Below are 17,469 nucleotides of genomic sequence, written 5' to 3' on the forward strand. Positions count from 1 at the left end.
ACAATACCCCCGGGCCTGGCAGGCGCCCGCCAGGCCCGGGGCGTACAGGCGTTCCGGAGGGGCGGACGAGGGGCTCGGGGGACCGCGGGGCTTGCGGGGGCTTGCGGGGCCGGGAGGGTGGGGCGCGTGGGCGGTCGTGGGGGCGCGAAGGGTGCGGACAGCGGGCCCCTGTGGCCCATGAAACAATCGGACTGGCTCTCAGGCACCACAGGAGATACGGCCCCACAGCGAGCAGGAGACACAGCACGATGCGTATCGGAGTTCTTACCGCAGGCGGCGACTGTCCGGGACTGAACGCCGTCATCCGGTCGGTCGTGCACCGGGCCGTCACCAACTACGACGCCGAGGTCGTCGGTTTCGAGGACGGCTACGCGGGACTGCTGGAGGGCCGCTACCGCACCCTCGACCTGGACGCCGTCAGCGGCATCCTGGCCCGTGGCGGCACCATCCTCGGCTCCTCCCGGCTCCAGCGCGACCGGTTGCGCGAGGCCTGCGAGAACGCCCAGGACATGGCGCGCGAGTTCGGTATCGACGTACTGATCCCGATCGGCGGCGAGGGCACGCTGACGGCGGCGCGGATGCTGTCGGACGCGGGCCTGCCGGTGGTCGGCGTCCCCAAGACGATCGACAACGACATCTCCTCGACGGACCGCACCTTCGGGTTCGACACCGCCGTCGGGGTCGCCACGGAGGCGATGGACCGCCTCAAGACGACCGCCGAGTCCCACCAGCGGGTGATGGTCGTCGAGGTCATGGGCCGCCACGCCGGCTGGATCGCCCTGGAGTCAGGCATGGCCGCCGGCGCCCACGGCATCTGCCTGCCCGAGCGGCCCTTCGACCCGGCCGACCTGATCAAGATGGTCGAGGAACGGTTCGCGCGCGGCAAGAAGTTCGCGGTCATCTGCGTGGCCGAGGGCGCGCACCCCGCCGTGGGCAGCATGGACTACGGCCACGGCGAGATCGACCAGTTCGGCCACGAGCGCTTCCAGGGCATCGGGACCGCGCTGGCGTACGAGCTGGAGCGCCGCCTCGGCAAGGAGGCCAAGCCGGTCATCCTCGGCCACATCCAGCGCGGCGGCACGCCGACCGCGTACGACCGGGTGCTCGCCACGCGCTTCGGCTGGCACGCGGTGGAGGCGGCGCACCACGGCGAGTTCGGCCGCATGACGGCACTGCGCGGCACGGACGTCGTGATGGTGCCCCTGGCCGAGGCGGTAACGGAACTGAAGACGGTCCCGAAGGACCGCATGGACGAGGCGGAGTCGGTGTTCTAGAGGCGCCCTCTCCCCGGCGGCTGTCGCCCTGAAGCGTCAGCCGCCCGGAGGCCTCAGTCGTCGAGGTGTCTCTCGCCGTCGCGTCGGATCGTCGTCCAGAAGCGGGTGACGATTCGGTCCAGGAAGTCTCGGGCCGCTTCGTCGGCCTCGGTCGCCGCCGTGCCGCCGCCCCAGCTCAGGGTCGGCATCATCCGGCCCTGGTACTCGGTGTGCAGGGCCCTCAGCGCGTGCCCCACGATCCGCCGTTCCAGCGTCAGCAGCTTGCCCACCGGGCGGACGTACGCCTGCCAGCGGGTCGTCACCGCGCCGCGCAGCATCATCGCCAGCTTCGGCTCGCGGCCGGTGACCGTGACGTGGTCCGCCAGTGAGAGGTCGAGCACCCGGGCGAGCGCCGCCGACTGCCGCTCGCTGCCGCGCCACTCGCCCGCCTCCTCCATCCGTACGTACGCGAGGAGTTCGAGGCCCACCGCGTGGGCGACGTCCTCGGTCGTCAGGCCGCGGGCGATCCGGTGCTCGCGCAACGACCGCGGTGCGCCGATGAGTTCGCCGGGCGAGCACCACAACACTCCCGCGAGGGCTATCAGTTCGGCGCTGCCGGGTGTGATCAGGCCCTGTTCCCAGGCGTCGACCAGGTCGGGGGTCACGTAGGGCAGTCCGAACGAGGTCCGTATCCCGTACGCGACATGCTCGGGATACATGCCGAGGGCGATACGCAGTTTCCGGGCGGCCGGGGCGTCGAAGGGCGGGGTGGGCTGCGGGGCCGACTGTTGGTGCACGGCCACACCGTAGGGGCGCGGGGCTGCGGTGACTACGGTCTGTTCGGCCAGGATCACGGATTGTGGGAACCTACCATTTCGGACAGTTGTCCAGGGAACGTGCGCGTTGATCGATGGGCCGCGGCTCGACTGCACGTGCAGGCGCACGCTCACGGACGGCCGGTGTCCGCGTCGTCGCGGCATGCGCCATGAGCAGCGTCTACGGGCATATGCGGTGGGGGCGCGCGAAGGGTGGAGCGTCGGCTTCCGGCGGGCGTGGTGAGGGGCGGATTCGGGTGGGGCGCGCCCTCTCCTGGGCGTCCTGACGCGCGTGGCGGCGGCGCGGGCGGCGTAAACGCGCGGCGCGAACCATTCGGTGGGTGGAACGTCCGCCGACGGTGACGGCCGTCGCCCGCACAGCGTCGGCACAGGGGTCGCACAGGCCCACGCCAGTTCCACCGGTGGCGGCACCTGCGCCTCGGTGCAGCTGCTCGGCAACGCGGGCTTCGAGTCGGGCACCACCATCTGGACCGCGACCAGCGGTGTCATCACCAACGACACCGCCGAGACGTCCACCAGTACCGCCTACGACAAGCTCACCGTCACCGCGCGCTCGGCGACTCTGGCCACCTGCTCCAACCTCAACAAGGCCACGGGGTACGTCCAGAAGACCTTCGACCCGTCCTCGTACGCGGGCTCCACCGTCGCCCTGAAGTTCAGCGGCGTGGAGGACACCTCGCTGCAGACCAGCTTCGTCGTCGACGACACGGCCGTGACGACCGGCTGACCCCCTGACAGATCCTGTTCACGTCCTGGGCGGGGCGCTCACCCCTTGACCGCTCCACCCAGCGCGAACCCGCCGCCCAGCTTCCGCGCCACCAGCACGTACAACAGGATCACCGGTGTCGAGTAGATGATCGAGAACGCGGCCAGCTGCCCGTAGACCACCGTGCCGCGGTTGCCGAAGAAGTCGTTGATGCTCACCGACGCCGGCATCTGCTCCGGCGAGAGCAGCAGCATGAAGGGGACGAAGAAGTTCCCCCACATCGCCACGAACGAGAAGACGGTCACCACCGCGATGCCCGGACCCATCAGCGGCAGCACGACCCGCAGCAGGGACTGCAACGACGACGCCCCGTCCGTCCAGGCCGCCTCCTCCAGCTCCTTCGGCACGCCGTCCATGAAGTTCTTCATCAGCCAGATGGCGAACGGCAGTTGGGAGGCGGTGAAGAAGAAGATCGTGCCCTGCATGGTGTCGATCAGGTTCACCTGCACGAACAGCGCGTACACCGGAACCATGATCGCCGTGATCGGCAGGCTCGTCGCGAAGATGATCGTCAGCAGGAACGGGCGGTTCAGCCGGGACCGGAACCGCGACAGCGGATACGCGGCCAGCGCCGCGCAGACCACCGTCAGCAGGGTCGCGCCGCCGCACAGGATCAGGCTGTTGAGCATCGGTGTGTAGGTGACGTCCGGCTTGAGGACCGCGTCGAAGTTGTCGAGCGTGACCCCGTCGGGCAGCTTCACCTTCAGTCCGGCGTGCGGGTCCAGGGCGGACAGGACCACCCAGGCCAACGGCAGCACGAAGGCCGCCGCGACGAACAGCAGGCTCGCGTCGGCCGCGTAACGGCGGTTGGCGCGGCGGGTGTTGCGGGTCGTACGCGCGGCCATCTCAGACCTCCGTCCGCAGCAGGCGCAGATAGACCAGGGAGAAGAGGGAGCCGACCACCAGCAGGAGGAGGGCGACGGCGGTCCCGTAACCGATCATGCTCTTCTGGAAGGCCTGCTCGTACATGAAGAGCGGGAGGGTCTGGCTGCGGTTTCCCGGGCCGCCCCTCGTCATCACCCAGATCAGCCCGAACACCGACAGCGTCTGCAAGGTGTTGAGCATCAGGTTCGTGCCGATGGACCGGCGGATCATCGGCAGCGTGATGTGCCACATCCGGCGCCAGCCGCCCGCGCCGTCCACCTCCGCCGCCTCGGTGATCTCCTTCGGGATCTCGTTCAGGGCAGCCGAGTAGACCAGCATCGAGAAGGCCGTGCCGCGCCACACGTTCGCGAACGACACCGCCAGGATCGGCAGCGTGAACAGCCAGTTCTGGGACGGCAGATGCAGCCAGTCGAGGATCGCGTTCAGCGTCCCCTCGCGGCGGAAGAACGCGTACAGGAGGAAGCCGGCCACGACCTCGGGGAGCACCCAGGCCGTGACGACGATCCCGCCAGTGAGCGTACGGATCGGCTTGGACGCCCGCTGCATCAGCGCGGCCAGCGCCAGGCCCAGCGTGTTCTGGCCGACGATCGAGCTGAGGAACGTGAAGACGAGCGTCAGCCATACGGCGTTGAGGAACGCGTCGTCCTCGAACGCCGTACGGAAGTTGTCGAAACCGGTGAAGGACGACTCCGCCTGGCCGGTGAGCTGCAGATCGGTGAAGGCGAGGTACACGCAGTACGCGATCGGCCCGGCCAGGAAGAGGACGAGGATGACGAGGGCGGGGGTGACGGGCAGGGCCCGGCTGAGGCCGCGGAGCCGCGGAGCGCGGCTGTGCCCGCTCTCCTTGACGACCACCGTGCGCTCACCGGGACCCGCTTCCCGCTGACTTACGACCACGCTGTGCTCACTTCTCGCCTTGCCGCGCTCACTTCTTGCCTTGCCACGGTCACGGCTGCGCTCACTTCTTGATGACCTGGTTGTCCGTGACCGACTTCAGTTCCTCGTCGTAGGCCTTGGCCGCCTCCGCGACCGAGCTGTCGCCCGTCGTCACGCCCTCCATCGCCTCCTGGATGGCCGTGGAGACCTTCGGGTACGCGGGATACGCCGGGCGGTAGTGGGTGTTCGCCACCAGACCGGTGAAGAAGTCGAGGCCGGGCTGCGCCTTCACGTACGCCGGGTCCTCGGCCACGTCGGTGCGCACCGCGATGCCGGAGTTGGCGATGTACCACTTCTGGGCGTTCGCCTTCGTCTGCATGATCTTGACGAACTCGAAGGCCAGGTCGGGGTTGGCCGCCTTGCTCGGGACGGCCCAGGTCCAGCCGCCCGACATGCTCACCTTGCCGGGGGACTGGCCGGCCTGTGTGGGCATGTACGCGAGGCCCAGCTTCTCGGACCACTCGGGCCACTCGTGGCCGCTGCCCTTCAGCCAGTCCTGCGGGAGCCAGGAGCCGTCGAGGTTGATGCCGAGCTTGCCCTCGGGGAGCAGTTCACCGCGGACGCTGGTCGCGAAGTTCGGGTCGAGGGCGTCCGAGACGTCCGGGCCGAGCTTCTCCTTGAAGACCGTCTCGACGAACTCCAGCGAGTCCTTGAACCCCTGGCTGCCCGTGATCCACTTCTTGGACGCCGTGTCGTAGAGCGGGCTCTCGGTGGCGCCGGTGGCCGTCCCGTACAGGAGCATCTCGAAGCCCTGCATGGTGGCCGCCTCACCGGCGGGCTTGCCCGTGTACACGTTCATCGGTGTGACGCCGGGGACCTTCTCCTTGATCGTGCGGGCCGCGTCGAGGATGTCGTCCCAGGTCTTCGGCTGCCAGTCCGCGGGCAGGCCGGCCCGCTTGAAGATGCCCTTGTCGAACCAGAGGCCCCGGGTGTCCGTGCCGTCCGGGACGCCGTACGTCTTCCCGTCCTCCGCCTGCGCCGCGGATTTCGCCGTGTCGATGAAGTGGCCCCAGTCGTCCCACTTGTCGAGGTACGGGTCCAGGGGCTTGAGGTAGCCGCTCGTGATGTCGGAGTTGATGAGGAACGTGTCCTCGTAGACCAGGTCCGGCGCGGTCTTGGGGGAGCGGAGCATCTGCTGGAGCTTCGTGTAGTACTCCGAGTCCGGGGCCTTGATCGGGACGAGCTTGACCTTCTTGCCCGGGTTGGCCTTCTCGAACTGTTTCTTGATGTCCGCGAGATAGGTGTCCATGACTCGTACGGAATTGTCCGTCGACTGTTTGTAGGAGATCTCCACGGTGTCCGGATCGCTGCCGGCACCGCTGCCGCAGGCGGTGAGCGCGGTGGCGGTGAGCAGGGTCGCGAGAAGAAGCGGAGCGGGGGTGGGACGCACGGGTACGACCTCCTGCCGGCCGACGTCTTTGTGGCCGTTGTTCGATGGCCCGAACGTAAGAGGAGTGGTCGCGTCAGGTCAATGACCTTGCGCGACTGGTCCGTTACGGTCGTGTCTCATCGTGCCCCGTAGCCCGCATGTCCGGGCCTCTGAACTGGTTACCCCTTCACCCACCGGTACTGCAGCTCCGGGCGGCCCACCTGCCCGTACTGCGGGCTCCGCCCGGCGCGTCCCGCGTCCACCAGATGCTCCAGATACCGCCGCGCCGTGATCCGCGAGATGCCGACGGCCTCCGCGACACCGGTCGCGGTCAGCCCTTCCGCGTGGTCGCGCAGCGTGCGCGTGACCTTCTCCAGGGTGGGTGCGCTCAGCCCCTTCGGCAGGGCGGCCGGTCCCGGTGCCCGGAGCGTGGCGAGGGCCCGGTCGACCTCGTCCTGACCGCTGGCCTCGCCGGCCGCGGCGTGGAACTCGGCGTAGCGGATGAGCCGGTCGCGCAGGGTGGCGAAGGTGAACGGCTTCAGTACGTACTGCACGACTCCGAGCGACACGCCCTCCCGTACGACCGTGAGGTCGCGCGCGGACGTCACCGCGATCACGTCCGCGTGGTAGCCGGCGGCGCGCAGCGAACGGGCCAGTTGCAGGCCGTGCACGTCCGGGAGGTGGAGGTCGAGGAGGAGGAGGTCCACGGGTGTGCGGTCGAGGGCGCGTCTGGCCTCGGCGCCGGTGTGGGCCTTGCCGACGGCGGTGAAGCCGGGGACGCGGCCTACGTAGAGGACGTGTGCGTCCGCCGCGACGGGGTCGTCCTCTACGACGAGGACGCGGATGTCCGGGGTGGGGGTGGGGGGCGGGGTGGTCATACGGTGCCTCCGTGCGGGGTTGTGTTGGCCCCGGGCCCGGTTGTGGGGTGTAGGTCACCTTGGGGGATTGCGCCGTTCCCCGCGCCCCTTGGGGAGTGGGTGCTGGACCTTTCCTGGAGGGGTGCGGGTGTGTTGTGGTTGCCCGCGCCGTTCCCCGCGCCCCTTGGGGGGTGGGTGCTGGACCTTTCCTGGAAGGGTGGGGGTGTGTCGTGGTCGGCCGCGCCGTTCCCCGTGCCCCTGGAGGGCGGCGGCAGTGGTAGGCGGGCCTCGAAGGATGCTCCGCCTTCCGGGGGTGTCGTGACCGTCAGGGTGCCGTCGTGGCGGGACACCGCCTGCCGGACCAGGGCCAGGCCGAGGCCGCGTCCACCGGGACCCGACGGCTTGGTCGACCAGCCGCGCTGGAAGACCTCCTCCGCGTGAGCCGGGTCCACTCCCGCCCCGGTGTCCGTGACCCGCAGGACGAGGCCCTCCGCGTCCGCGAGCGCGGTCACGGTGACCCGGGCGCCCACCGAGCCCTGCGCCGCGTCCACGGCGTTGTCGATCAGATTGCCCAGGACCGTCACCAGGTCACGGGCGGTGAGGGCGGCCGGGAGCAGACCGTCGTCGATGCTGCTGTCCTCGGAGACCACCAGTTCGACACCGCGCTCGTTCGCCTGCGCCGTCTTGCCGAGCAGCAGCGCGGCGAGCACCGGCTCGCTGACCGCCGCCACCACCTGGTCGGTCAGGGCCTGCGCCAGCTCCAGCTCGGCCGTGGCGAAGTCGACCGCCTCCTCGGCCCGCCCCAGCTCGATCAGCGAGACCACCGTGTGGAGCCGGTTCGCGGCCTCGTGGGCCTGCGAGCGCAACGCCGTCGTGAAGCCCCGCTCGGAGTCCAGCTCACCCATCAGGGACTGCAGCTCGGTGACATCGCGCAGGGTCACCACCGTGCCCCGGCGCTCACCGCCCGACACCGGCGAGGTGTTCATGACGAGCACCCGCGACTCGGTGAGGAACACCTCGTCGACCCGCGGCTCGCCCGACAGCAGCGCCCCCGTCAGTGGAGCGGGCAGTTCCAGCTCCGCCACCGAGTGGCCCACCACGTCACCGCCCACCCCCAGCAGCTCGCGCCCGCCGTCGTTGATCAGCGCCACCCGGTACTGCCCGTCCAGCATCAGCAGCCCCTCGCGCACGGCGTGCAGCGCGGCCTCGTGGTAGTCGTGCATCCGGCTCAGCTCGGCCGCGTTCATCCCGTGGGTGGAGCGGCGCAGCCGGGCGTTGATGACGTACGTACCGATGGCCCCCAGCGCCAGCGCCGCCGCCGCGACCCCGAACAGCGCTTTGACCTGCTCCTCGACCCGCGCGCTTATCTCGTCGACCTTGATGCCCGCGCTGACGAGCCCGACGATCCGGCCGCCGTCCCGGATAGGGGTGACGGCCCGCACGGACTCGCCGAGCGTCCCGGTGTACGTCTCGGTGAAGGACTGGCCCAGCAGCGCACGGTCCGTGTGGCCCAGGAAGTGCTTGCCGATCAGCTCCTCGTTGGGGTGGGTCCAGCGGATGCCCTCGGGGTCCATGATCGTCACGAAGTCGACCTGCGCGCCGCGCTGCACCGCGACCGCGTACGGCTGGAGCGTCTTCGTCGGGTTCGCGGTGCGGATGGCCTCCCGTACGGAGGGGGAGTCCGCGACCGAGCGCGCCACCCCCATGGCCTGCCGGCCCGCCGCGTCCTCGGCCTGGCTGCGGTCGCTGAGGTACGTGAACAGCGCGCAGCCCGCGACCACGACGGCGACGAGCACGGCCTGCATGGCGAAGAGCTGCCCGGCCAGGCTGCGAGGACGTGGAGCTCTGGGGAGGCGCATGGCACCAGTGTGCCCGCCATGAAATGTGTGAACGAAATGAACGGAAGGGTGACCGCCCTCACACGCCGGGAGATAGTCACCGACAACCCCCGGACGTGAGCCGCACGCCGGATGATGCCGACGACGTCGTCAAGGAGGGCAGCCGTGACCACACCCGACACGGCACCTGCCGCTCCCGCAGCCAAGCGGGACCGCACGCACTATCTGTACATCGCGGTGATCATCGCCGTGGCCGCCGGTATCGCGGTGGGTCTGATCGCCCCCGATTTCGCCGTGAAGCTGAAGCCGATCGGTACCGGCTTCGTGAACCTGATCAAGATGATGATCTCGCCGATCATCTTCTGCACGATCGTCCTGGGCATCGGCTCGGTACGCAAGGCCGCCAAGGTCGGCGCGGTGGGCGGCATCGCGCTCGGCTACTTCGTGGTCATGTCGTTCGTCGCGCTCGCCATCGGCCTGGTCGTCGGCAACATCCTGGAGCCCGGTACGGGCCTGGCGGTGACCGACGCGATCAAGGACGCGGGCCAGGGCCAGGTCGTCGAGGCGAAGAACACCGAGGAGTTCCTGCTCGGGATCATCCCGACGACGATCGTGTCCGCCTTCACCGGCGGCGAGGTCCTGCAGACGCTGCTCGTCGCGCTGCTCACCGGTTTCGCGCTGCAGGCCATGGGCTCCTCCGGCACGCCGATCCTGCGCGGCATCGAGCACATCCAGCGCCTGGTCTTCCGCATCCTCGCCATGGTGATGTGGGCGGCGCCCATCGGCGCGTTCGGCGCGATCGCGGCGGTGACCGGCTCGGCGGGTGTGGATGCCCTCAAGAGCCTCGCCGTGCTGATGCTCGGCTTCTACGTGACCTGCTTCCTCTTCGTCTTCATCGTGCTCGGCGCGCTGCTGCGGATCGTCGCGGGCCTGAACATCTTCCTGCTGCTGAAGTACCTGGGCCGGGAGTTCCTGCTGATCCTGTCCACCTCCTCCTCCGAGTCCGCGCTGCCGCGGCTCATCGCGAAGATGGAGCACCTGGGCATCAGCAAGCCGGTGGTCGGCATCACCGTCCCGACCGGCTACTCCTTCAACCTCGACGGCACCATGATCTACATGACCATGGCCTCGCTGTTCATCGCCGACGCCATGGGTACGCCGATGGCCATCGGCGAGCAGATCCCGCTGCTCCTCTTCCTGCTGGTCGCCTCCAAGGGCGCGGCGGGTGTCACCGGCGCGGGTCTGGCCACGCTGGCGGGCGGTCTGCAGTCCCACAAGCCGGCGCTGGTGGACGGCATCGGCCTGATCGTCGGCATCGACCGTTTCATGAGCGAGGCGCGCGCCCTGACGAACTTCGCGGGCAACGCGGTGGCGACGGTCCTGATCGGTACGTGGACCAAGGAGATCGACCGCCCCCGGGTGGACGAGGTGCTGGCGGGGCGGATCCCGTTCGACGAGACGACGCTGCTGGACGACGGCCACGGGGGTTCCGCGGACGAGTCCGCCGGTCTGCCGGACCGGCCCGAGGCGGGCGAGAAGGAGCTGGCGAAGGCGTAAAGCGCGCGCTGCGCCCCAAGAGACTGCGCCGTTCCCCGCGCCCCTGATCAGGGGCGCGGGGAACGGCGCAGTCTCTTGCCTTGACGTCGGCGTCAAGGGCTACCGTCGCGGCATGCGAATCGGCGAGCTGGCGGAGCGGGCCGGGACCACCACGCGCACGCTCAGGTACTACGAGTCGCGGGGCCTGCTGCCCGCGCGACGCGGCAGCAACGGGTACCGGACGTACGACGAGGGCGACCTGAGGCTGCTGCGGCAGATCAGGACGCTGCAGGACTTCGGGTTCGACCTGGAGGAGACGCGGCCCTTCGTGGAGTGCCTGCGGGCCGGGCATCCGCAGGGCGACGCCTGCCCGGCCTCGCTCGCCGTGTACCGGCGCAAGCTGGGCGAGCTCGACACGTTGATCGACGAGCTGCGGTCGGTACGCGACCAGGTCGGCGGGCAGCTGGCGCGCGCCGAGCGGGCGATGGACGAGCTGGCGTCCGAGGCGGCGGTTCCGGGCGGTCCGGAACCCGTGTGCGAACGGGGAGGGCGAACAGGATGATCAAGGCAGTGGGTGTGGCCGAGGTGACGGACGACAGCTTCGAGGCGGAGGTGATCCGGGCGGAGCTGCCCGTGCTGGTGGAGTTCACCGCGGACTGGTGCCCGCCGTGCCGGCAGATCGCGCCGGTGCTGAGCGCCGTGGCCGCCGAGGAGGGCGACCGGCTCAAGGTGGTGCAACTGGACGTGGACACGAACCCGCAGACCACGAACGCGTACGGGGTGCTGTCGATGCCCACGCTCATGGTGTTCCGCGACGGGCAGCCCGTGAAGTCGATGGTGGGCGCCCGCGCCAAGCGGCGGCTGCTCGAAGAACTGGCGGACGTCCTCTGACGGAGACGGAATAGAGAAATCCCCCATCGGCAATTGCCGACGGGGGATTTCTCTGCGTATATTGAATGATTCGTGACTTGCATAAAGCAGATCACAAAGAAGTTCACTGTTCGCAGTATATCCGGCCGGGAGCGGAATTGTCAAACAGGGCCTCGCACGCAGACACAACCAATGGATTGCCGGACGATGAATTGCGCCGCGAGCAGGAATTCGTCGACGGCCTGTACGCGCGCGTCGACGCGTTGCGCGGCGGCACCGAGGCCTCGGTGACCGACGCCCTCGCACAGGGCAGCACCCCCATGCAGGCCCGCCTCGAACGGGACGTCCTCGTCGCCGAACGCTCCGGCCTGCTCGCCGCGCTGAACGCGGTGGACGGCTCACTCTGCTTCGGCCGCATCGATCTTTCCGACACCGACACCGACACCGACACCGACACCGGCTCCGCTTCCGATGTCTCTTCGGGACCCTCCGGTTCCACGCACCACATCGGTCGTATCGGTATCCGCGCCGACGACGCCGAGCACACCCCGATCCTGATCGACTGGCGGGCCCCGGTCGCCCGTCCCTTCTACCTCGCCACCGGCCACACCCCCATGGGCCTGCGCCGCCGCCGGCACATCACCACCGAGGGCCGTACCGTCACCGCCCTGCACGACGAGATCCTCGACCTCGGGGACCGGCTGCGCACGGGCCACGAGGACCCGACCGGCGACGCCGTGCTGCTCTCCGCGCTCAACTCCGCGCGCACCGGCCGGATGAGCGACATCGTGCAGACCATCCAGGCCGAGCAGGACCGCATCATCCGCGCCCCGCACCGCGGCGTCCTGGTGGTGGAGGGCGGCCCCGGCACGGGCAAGACGGCGGTGGCGCTGCACCGGGCGGCATACCTCCTCTACGAGCACCGGGAACTGCTCGCCAAGCGGGCCGTCCTGATCGTCGGCCCGAACCCCGCCTTCCTCGGCTACATCGGCGAGGTACTGCCCTCGCTCGGCGAGACGGGCGTCCTGCTGGCGACCGTCGGCGAACTGTTCCCCGGGGTACGGGCGACCGCCTCCGACACCCCCGGGGCCGCCGCCGTGAAGGGCCGCGCCGACATGGCCGACGTCCTCGCCGCCGTCGTACGCGACCGTCAGGCGCTGCCCGACCCGGTGATCGCCATCGAGCACGACCGGGACATCCTGATGCTCGACGCCGGCCTCGTGGGCGTCGCCCGCGACCGCACCCGGGAGACGCGGCTGCCGCACAACGTGGCCCGCGAACACTTCGAGGGCCACATCTTCAACACCCTCACCGACATGCTCGCCGAGCGGATCGGCACGGACCCCTTCGACGGTACGAACCTGCTCGACCCCAGCGACATCACGCAGCTCCGCGACGACCTCGCCGAGAACCCCGAGGTCTGGGCCGCCATCGACCAGCTGTGGCCGCGCGTCACTCCGCGGCGCCTCGTCGCGGACTTCCTCGCCGCGCCCGACGCGTACCTCACCGCGGCGGACGCGGAGGCGGTACGCCGTCCGGTGACCCGGGCCTGGACGACCGCCGACGTCCCCCTCCTGGACGAGGCCGCCGAACTCCTCGGCGAGGACGACCGGATGACGCGCGCCGCCGCCGAGCAGGAACGGGACCGGCAGGTCGCCTACGCGCAGGGCGTCCTGGACGTCTCGTACGCGTCCAGGACCTATGAATTCGAGGACATGGACGTCGAGGACGCGGAGGTCCTGTCCGCGCACGACATCATCGACGCCGAACGGATGGCCGAGCGCCACGAGGAGGACGACCACCGCAGTGCCGCCGAGCGGGCCGCGGCCGACCGGACCTGGGCGTTCGGGCACATCATCGTCGACGAGGCGCAGGAGTTGTCGCCGATGGCCTGGCGGCTGCTGATGCGGCGCAGTCCGACGCGGTCGATGACGCTGGTCGGGGATCCGGCGCAGACGGCCGAGGCGGCGGGCGTCGGTTCCTGGTCGGACATCCTGCACCCCTATGTCGGGGACCGCTGGGAGCACACCCGTCTCGCGGTCAACTACCGCACGCCGTCCGAGATCATGGAGGTGGCGGCGGTGGTTCCGCGTGCCGAGCGCGCGGATTTCGAGCCGCCGAGTTCGGTGCGGTCCACGGGGGTGCGGCCCTGGGCGCGGGAGACGTCCGATCTGGCGGGCGCGGTGGAGAAGGCCGTCGCCGAGCTCGCTCCCGCGGAGGGGCGGCTCGCGGTGATCGCGCCGCGGGCGCTGCATGAAGCGCTGGCCGCGCGGCTGGACGGGGTGGTTGCGGGGGAGGTGCCGGATCTCACCCTCGGGGTCGTGCTGCTTGATCCGCGGCAGGCGAAGGGGTTGGAGTTCGATGCGGTGTTGGTGGTGGAGCCGGGGTGTTTCGGTACGAGTGACCTGTACGTGGCGCTGACCCGCGCGACCCAGTCCCTGGGCATCCTCCACACGACCCCACTCCCGAAGCCCTTGGCGCAGTCCATCTGACCTGTTCCTCGCCCCCGCCGTACCGCCCCGCATCGGTGTTCAACACCTCATGCCAAGCGGGCACATCATCCGGCACCCCCAGCCGGTACTCCTGCCGCACCACGGGCGAGAAGTTGGACACGGCCAGCAACGGCGAGCCGTCCGCCGCAAGCCGCAGGAAGGCGAAGACGTTGTCCTCGGCCGCGTCCCCGGCGACCCACCCGAACCCCGCGGGATCGGTGTCCAGCTCCCACAAAGCCGGCACCTGCCGGTACACCCCGTTGAGGTCGCGCACGAGATCGCGTACACCCCGGTGATCGGCCTCGGCCCCGTACGACGGATCGAGGAGCCACCAGTCCGGCCCGTGCGCCTCCGACCACTCCGCGCCCTGCGCGAACTCCTGGCCCATGAAGAGGAGCTGCTTGCCGGGATGGGCCCACATGAAGCCCAGATAGGCCCGGTGGGTGGCCCGCTGCTGCCACCAGTCGCCCGGCAGCTTCGACACCAGCGACCGCTTGCCGTGCACGACCTCGTCGTGCGAGATCGGCAGGACGTAGTTCTCGCTGTACGCGTACACCATCGAGAACGTCATCTCGTGGTGGTGGTACCTGCGGTGGACCGGCTCGTGGGAGACGTAGTCGAGCGAGTCGTGCATCCAGCCCATGTTCCACTTCAGCCCGAAGCCGAGCCCGCCGAAGCCGCCGGGACCGATGTGGTGGGTGGCCCGGGTGACACCGTCCCAGGCGGTCGACTCCTCGGCGATCGTGACGACACCGGGCTCGCGCCGGTAGAGGGTGGCGTTCATCTCCTGGAGGAAGGCGACCGCGTCGAGGTTCTCCCGGCCGCCGTGGACGTTGGGCGTCCACTGGCCGGCCTCGCGCGAGTAGTCGAGGTACAGCATGGAGGCCACCGCGTCGACGCGCAGCCCGTCGATGTGGAACTCCTCGCACCAGTACACGGCGTTGGCGACCAGGAAGTTGCGCACCTCGCGGCGCCCGTAGTCGAATTCGAGGGTTCCCCAGTCGGGGTGCGCGGCCCGCAGCGGGTCCTCGTGCTCGTACAGCGGACGCCCGTCGAACTCGGCCAGCGCCCACTCGTCGCGCGGGAAGTGCGCGGGCACCCAGTCCATGATCACGCCGATGCCGGCCCGGTGCAGGGCGTCGACGAGGTACTTGAAGTCGTCGGGTGTGCCGAGCCGCGCGGTGGGCGCGTAGAAGCCGGTCACCTGGTAGCCCCACGAGCCGCCGAAGGGGTGCTCGGCCACCGGCATCAGTTCGACGTGCGTGAAGCCGAGGTCGGAGATGTAGACGGGCAGCTGCTCGGCCAGCTGACGATACGTCAGGCCCGGTCGCCAGGAAGCGAGATGGAGTTCGTAGACCGAGAAGGGGGCCTCGTGCGCCGGGCGGTCGGCCCGGCGCGCCATCCACTCCTCGTCCTGCCACTCATGACGCGAGGTGTGGATCACCGACGAGGTGGCGGGCGGCAGCTCCGTGCGCCGCGCCATCGGGTCGGCGCGCATCGTCTTCGTCCCGTCGGGGCGGGTGATCTCGAACTTGTAGAGCTCGCCCTCCCGCACGCCGGGGGCGAACAGCTCCCACACCCCGGAGGAGCCCAGCGAGCGCATCGGGAACGCGGTCCCGTCCCAGAAGTTGAAGGACCCCGAGATCCGTACACCGCGGGCGTTCGGCGCCCAGACCGAGAAGCGGGTGCCGGACACGCCCTGGTGCTCCATCGGCTCCGCGCCGAGCATCGTCCACAGCTGCTCGTGCCGCCCCTCCCCGAACAGGTGCAGATCGAGGTCGCCGAGCGTGGGCAGGAAGCGGTACGCGTCCTCGACCTCCTGCACCGTCCCCTCGTACTCCACCTCCAGGCGGTACTCCGGCACCTCCCGCAGCGGCAGCACGGCGGAGAAGAACCCGTCGCCGTCGTCGTGCAGTTCGGCCCGCAGTCCTTCGGCGACGACGCTCACGGCGAGCGCGTACGGGCGCAGCGCCCGGAAGACCACACCGTCGGGGACCGGGTGGGCCCCGAGCACGGCGTGCGGATCATGGTGCGCGCCCCCGAGCAGCCGGTCCCGGTCGGCCCGGTCGAGGACGGCCAGCGACCGCACCTCCCGCAGGGGCTGGGCGGGCGGTACGGCCTGTACGGGCGCCGGTGCCGGTGCGGGCGCGGGCTCCGTGACCTCGGCCCGTACCTCCTCCACCGCCGGCTGCACCTTCGCCTTGTCGGCGGCCTTGTCGGCGGCGGCCTTGGCCTTTGCCTTGGCCTTCGAGCTCTTCGGCTTCTTGGCGGGCGGGTTCGGGCGGGGCGTCACGGGCGGAGCCTCCTCGGCACAGTGAGAGGTGGAGCGGGGTGGGTCGGGGTGGTGGTCAGGACGGTTCGGGAAGGGACAGCCGACGGACCGCTGCCATCGGCACGGGCAGCCAGTCGGGCCGGTGCCGTGCCTCGTACACGACCTCGTAGATCGCCTTGTCGGTCTCGTACGCGCGCAGCAGCACCGGATCCGTCCGCGGATCACGCCCGCCGGCCTCGGCGTAACCGGAGCAGTACGCGGCCCGGCACGCGTCCGCCCAGCCGGGCACGGCGGACCCCTGGGTGCCCGCCGCCCGGAGCGAGTGCGCGGCGTAGTCGAAGGAGCGGAGCATGCCGGCCACGTCCCGCGCGGTCGGCTGGGGCAGGCGCCGCTCGGCGAGCGGCTTGGAGGGCTCGCCCTCGAAGTCGATCAGCGACCAGTTTCCGGACGGCGACCGCAGACACTGGCCCAGATGCAGGTCGCCGTGGATCCGCTGGGCCGTCCACGTCCGGCCCTCGCCCGCCAGATCGGCGAGCGCGTCGAACGCGGACCGCAGCCCCGGCGCGTACGGCAGCAGTGAGGGCACCGTCTGGACGGCCGCCGTCAGCCGCTCGGTCATGCCCTCCACCAGTAGTTCCATCTGCGCGCGTCCCATGGTCACCTCGGGCAGCGCACGGGCCAGCGCGGTGTGCACCTCGGCCGTGGCCCGGCCGAGCGCCCGCGCCGCACCGCCGAAGTCCTCACCCTTGGCGAGCTCGCGCAGGGCCAGGTCCCAGCCGTCCGTGGCGCCCTGGAGGAAGGGCTGCAGGACACCGAGGACGTACGGGTCGCCCGGCTCGCCCATGCCGACGGGGTCGTCGGCCAGCTCCGCGAGCATCCAGCCGGCCGGTGCCGGGACCCGTGCGCAGCCCTCGCGGGCCAGCGCCAGCGGCAGCTCCAGATCGGGGTTGACCCCGGGCACGATCCGGCGCAGCAGCTTCAGGATGAACGTATCTCCATAGACGAGGGAGGAGTTCGACTGCTCGGCGGTCACCAGGCGCGGCACCAGATCGCCCCGGATCTCCTGCGCCAGGTCCCGCTCGAAGCGCAGCTCGCCGATGTGCGCCTGTTTCCGCAGAGCCTCCAGGAGGACATCGGCGGGCCGCGGGTCGTGCAGGGCCTCGTACACGGTCAGTCCGGCCAGGGGTCCCTGCGTCGGATGGCCGATCAGCGCGGGCGCCAGCCGGGGCGGCAGTGTCTCGCGCACGCCGAGCAGCAGTTGGTAGCAGTCGGCCGGATGCGCGGGTGCGCTCTGTGTGGGCACGAGCGGCTGATGGGCCCGTACGAGCAGGTGGAGCAGACCGAGCCGGGAGTTCAGTGGCAGCACCTCGGTCGCCGAGACCAGGGAGAACCCGGTGACGGGACGGCCTTTGCCCGCGAACCACCGCTGCCGTGGAAGCCACTCGCGAAGCAGTGGATCGAGGGACGCGAGAAGGCCGGGGCTCGTCGAAGCGGAATGCGCTGAGCGGATGACTGCTTCGGACATTGGCGTCGCGTCCTTTCCCCGGAGTCGGGGTGTT

The 17,469-nt window shown here is 70.3% G+C and carries 12 protein-coding genes and 2 pseudogenes; 6 read left to right on the plus strand and 8 right to left on the minus strand.

From position 1 onward, the window contains the following. Window positions 1–248 precede the first annotated feature (248 nt). Window positions 249–1,274, plus strand: a complete 1,026-nt coding sequence (locus K3769_RS17355) for an ATP-dependent 6-phosphofructokinase (protein WP_267027328.1) — start codon at window positions 249–251, stop codon at window positions 1,272–1,274. Between the two features lie 53 nt (window positions 1,275–1,327). Here K3769_RS17355 and K3769_RS17360 read toward each other — a convergent pair whose 3' ends face one another. Further along, window positions 1,328–2,050, minus strand: coding sequence for a helix-turn-helix domain-containing protein (locus K3769_RS17360; protein WP_372514963.1), 723 nt, complete (start codon window positions 2,048–2,050; stop codon window positions 1,328–1,330). A gap of 430 nt (window positions 2,051–2,480) precedes the next feature. On the opposite strand from K3769_RS17360, the pseudogene K3769_RS17365 reads away from it, so the two are divergent. Continuing rightward, a pseudogene (locus tag K3769_RS17365) lies at window positions 2,481–2,816 on the plus strand (M4 family metallopeptidase); the annotation flags it as partial. 38 nt (window positions 2,817–2,854) lie between these two features. On the opposite strand, the gene K3769_RS17370 reads toward K3769_RS17365, so the two are convergent. The 5 genes from K3769_RS17370 to K3769_RS17390 all read right to left on the minus strand — a co-directional run bounded on the left by K3769_RS17370 (window position 2,855) and on the right by K3769_RS17390 (window position 8,761). Continuing rightward, the gene (locus K3769_RS17370) at window positions 2,855–3,700 is read right to left on the minus strand and encodes a carbohydrate ABC transporter permease (protein WP_267027329.1); all 846 of its coding nucleotides are present in this window, start codon (window positions 3,698–3,700) and stop codon (window positions 2,855–2,857) included. Window position 3,701: 1 nt separating this feature from the next. After that, window positions 3,702–4,595, minus strand: coding sequence for a carbohydrate ABC transporter permease (locus K3769_RS17375; RefSeq protein ID WP_267031419.1), 894 nt, complete (start codon window positions 4,593–4,595; stop codon window positions 3,702–3,704). A 103-nt stretch (window positions 4,596–4,698) separates the two neighbouring features. Then, entirely contained in the window at window positions 4,699–6,066 is a 1,368-nt protein-coding gene (locus K3769_RS17380; RefSeq protein WP_267027330.1) for an extracellular solute-binding protein, read from the minus strand. A 158-nt stretch (window positions 6,067–6,224) separates the two neighbouring features. Then, window positions 6,225–6,923, minus strand: a complete 699-nt coding sequence (locus K3769_RS17385) for a response regulator (RefSeq protein ID WP_267027331.1) — start codon at window positions 6,921–6,923, stop codon at window positions 6,225–6,227. Next, a complete protein-coding gene (locus K3769_RS17390) occupies window positions 6,920–8,761 on the minus strand; it encodes a sensor histidine kinase (RefSeq protein ID WP_267027332.1) in 1,842 nt (613 codons plus the stop codon). Before K3769_RS17390 ends, K3769_RS17385 begins: the two co-directional genes overlap by 4 nt. Before the next feature lie 114 nt (window positions 8,762–8,875). On the opposite strand from K3769_RS17390, the gene K3769_RS17395 reads away from it, so the two are divergent. The 4 genes from K3769_RS17395 to K3769_RS41140 all read left to right on the plus strand — a co-directional run bounded on the left by K3769_RS17395 (window position 8,876) and on the right by K3769_RS41140 (window position 13,638). Then, complete coding sequence (locus K3769_RS17395) at window positions 8,876–10,297, plus strand: cation:dicarboxylate symporter family transporter (RefSeq protein ID WP_267031420.1); 1,422 nt, start codon at window positions 8,876–8,878, stop codon at window positions 10,295–10,297. A gap of 112 nt (window positions 10,298–10,409) precedes the next feature. Beyond that, window positions 10,410–10,838 carry a MerR family transcriptional regulator gene (locus tag K3769_RS17400; RefSeq protein WP_267027333.1) on the plus strand — a complete coding sequence of 143 codons (429 nt, stop codon included), beginning with the start codon at window positions 10,410–10,412 and terminating at the stop codon, window positions 10,836–10,838. Next, window positions 10,835–11,167 carry a thioredoxin gene (gene trxA, locus K3769_RS17405; protein ID WP_282566200.1) on the plus strand — a complete coding sequence of 111 codons (333 nt, stop codon included), beginning with the start codon at window positions 10,835–10,837 and terminating at the stop codon, window positions 11,165–11,167. Before K3769_RS17400 ends, trxA begins: the two co-directional genes overlap by 4 nt. Before the next feature lie 119 nt (window positions 11,168–11,286). Beyond that, window positions 11,287–13,638: a HelD family protein gene (locus K3769_RS41140; RefSeq protein WP_372515153.1), complete on the plus strand. Its 2,352-nt coding sequence runs from the start codon at window positions 11,287–11,289 to the stop codon at window positions 13,636–13,638. Window positions 13,639–13,651: 13 nt separating this feature from the next. On the opposite strand, the pseudogene glgB reads toward K3769_RS41140, so the two are convergent. After that, window positions 13,652–15,931: pseudogene (gene glgB / locus K3769_RS17415) on the minus strand (1,4-alpha-glucan branching enzyme); the annotation flags it as partial. 55 nt (window positions 15,932–15,986) lie between these two features. Then, window positions 15,987–17,435, minus strand: coding sequence for a maltokinase N-terminal cap-like domain-containing protein (locus tag K3769_RS17420; RefSeq protein WP_267027334.1), 1,449 nt, complete (start codon window positions 17,433–17,435; stop codon window positions 15,987–15,989). Window positions 17,436–17,469: the final 34 nt, after the last annotated feature.

This window comes from Streptomyces ortus, assembly GCF_026341275.1.
GTDB classification, from domain to species: domain Bacteria; phylum Actinomycetota; class Actinomycetes; order Streptomycetales; family Streptomycetaceae; genus Streptomyces; species Streptomyces ortus.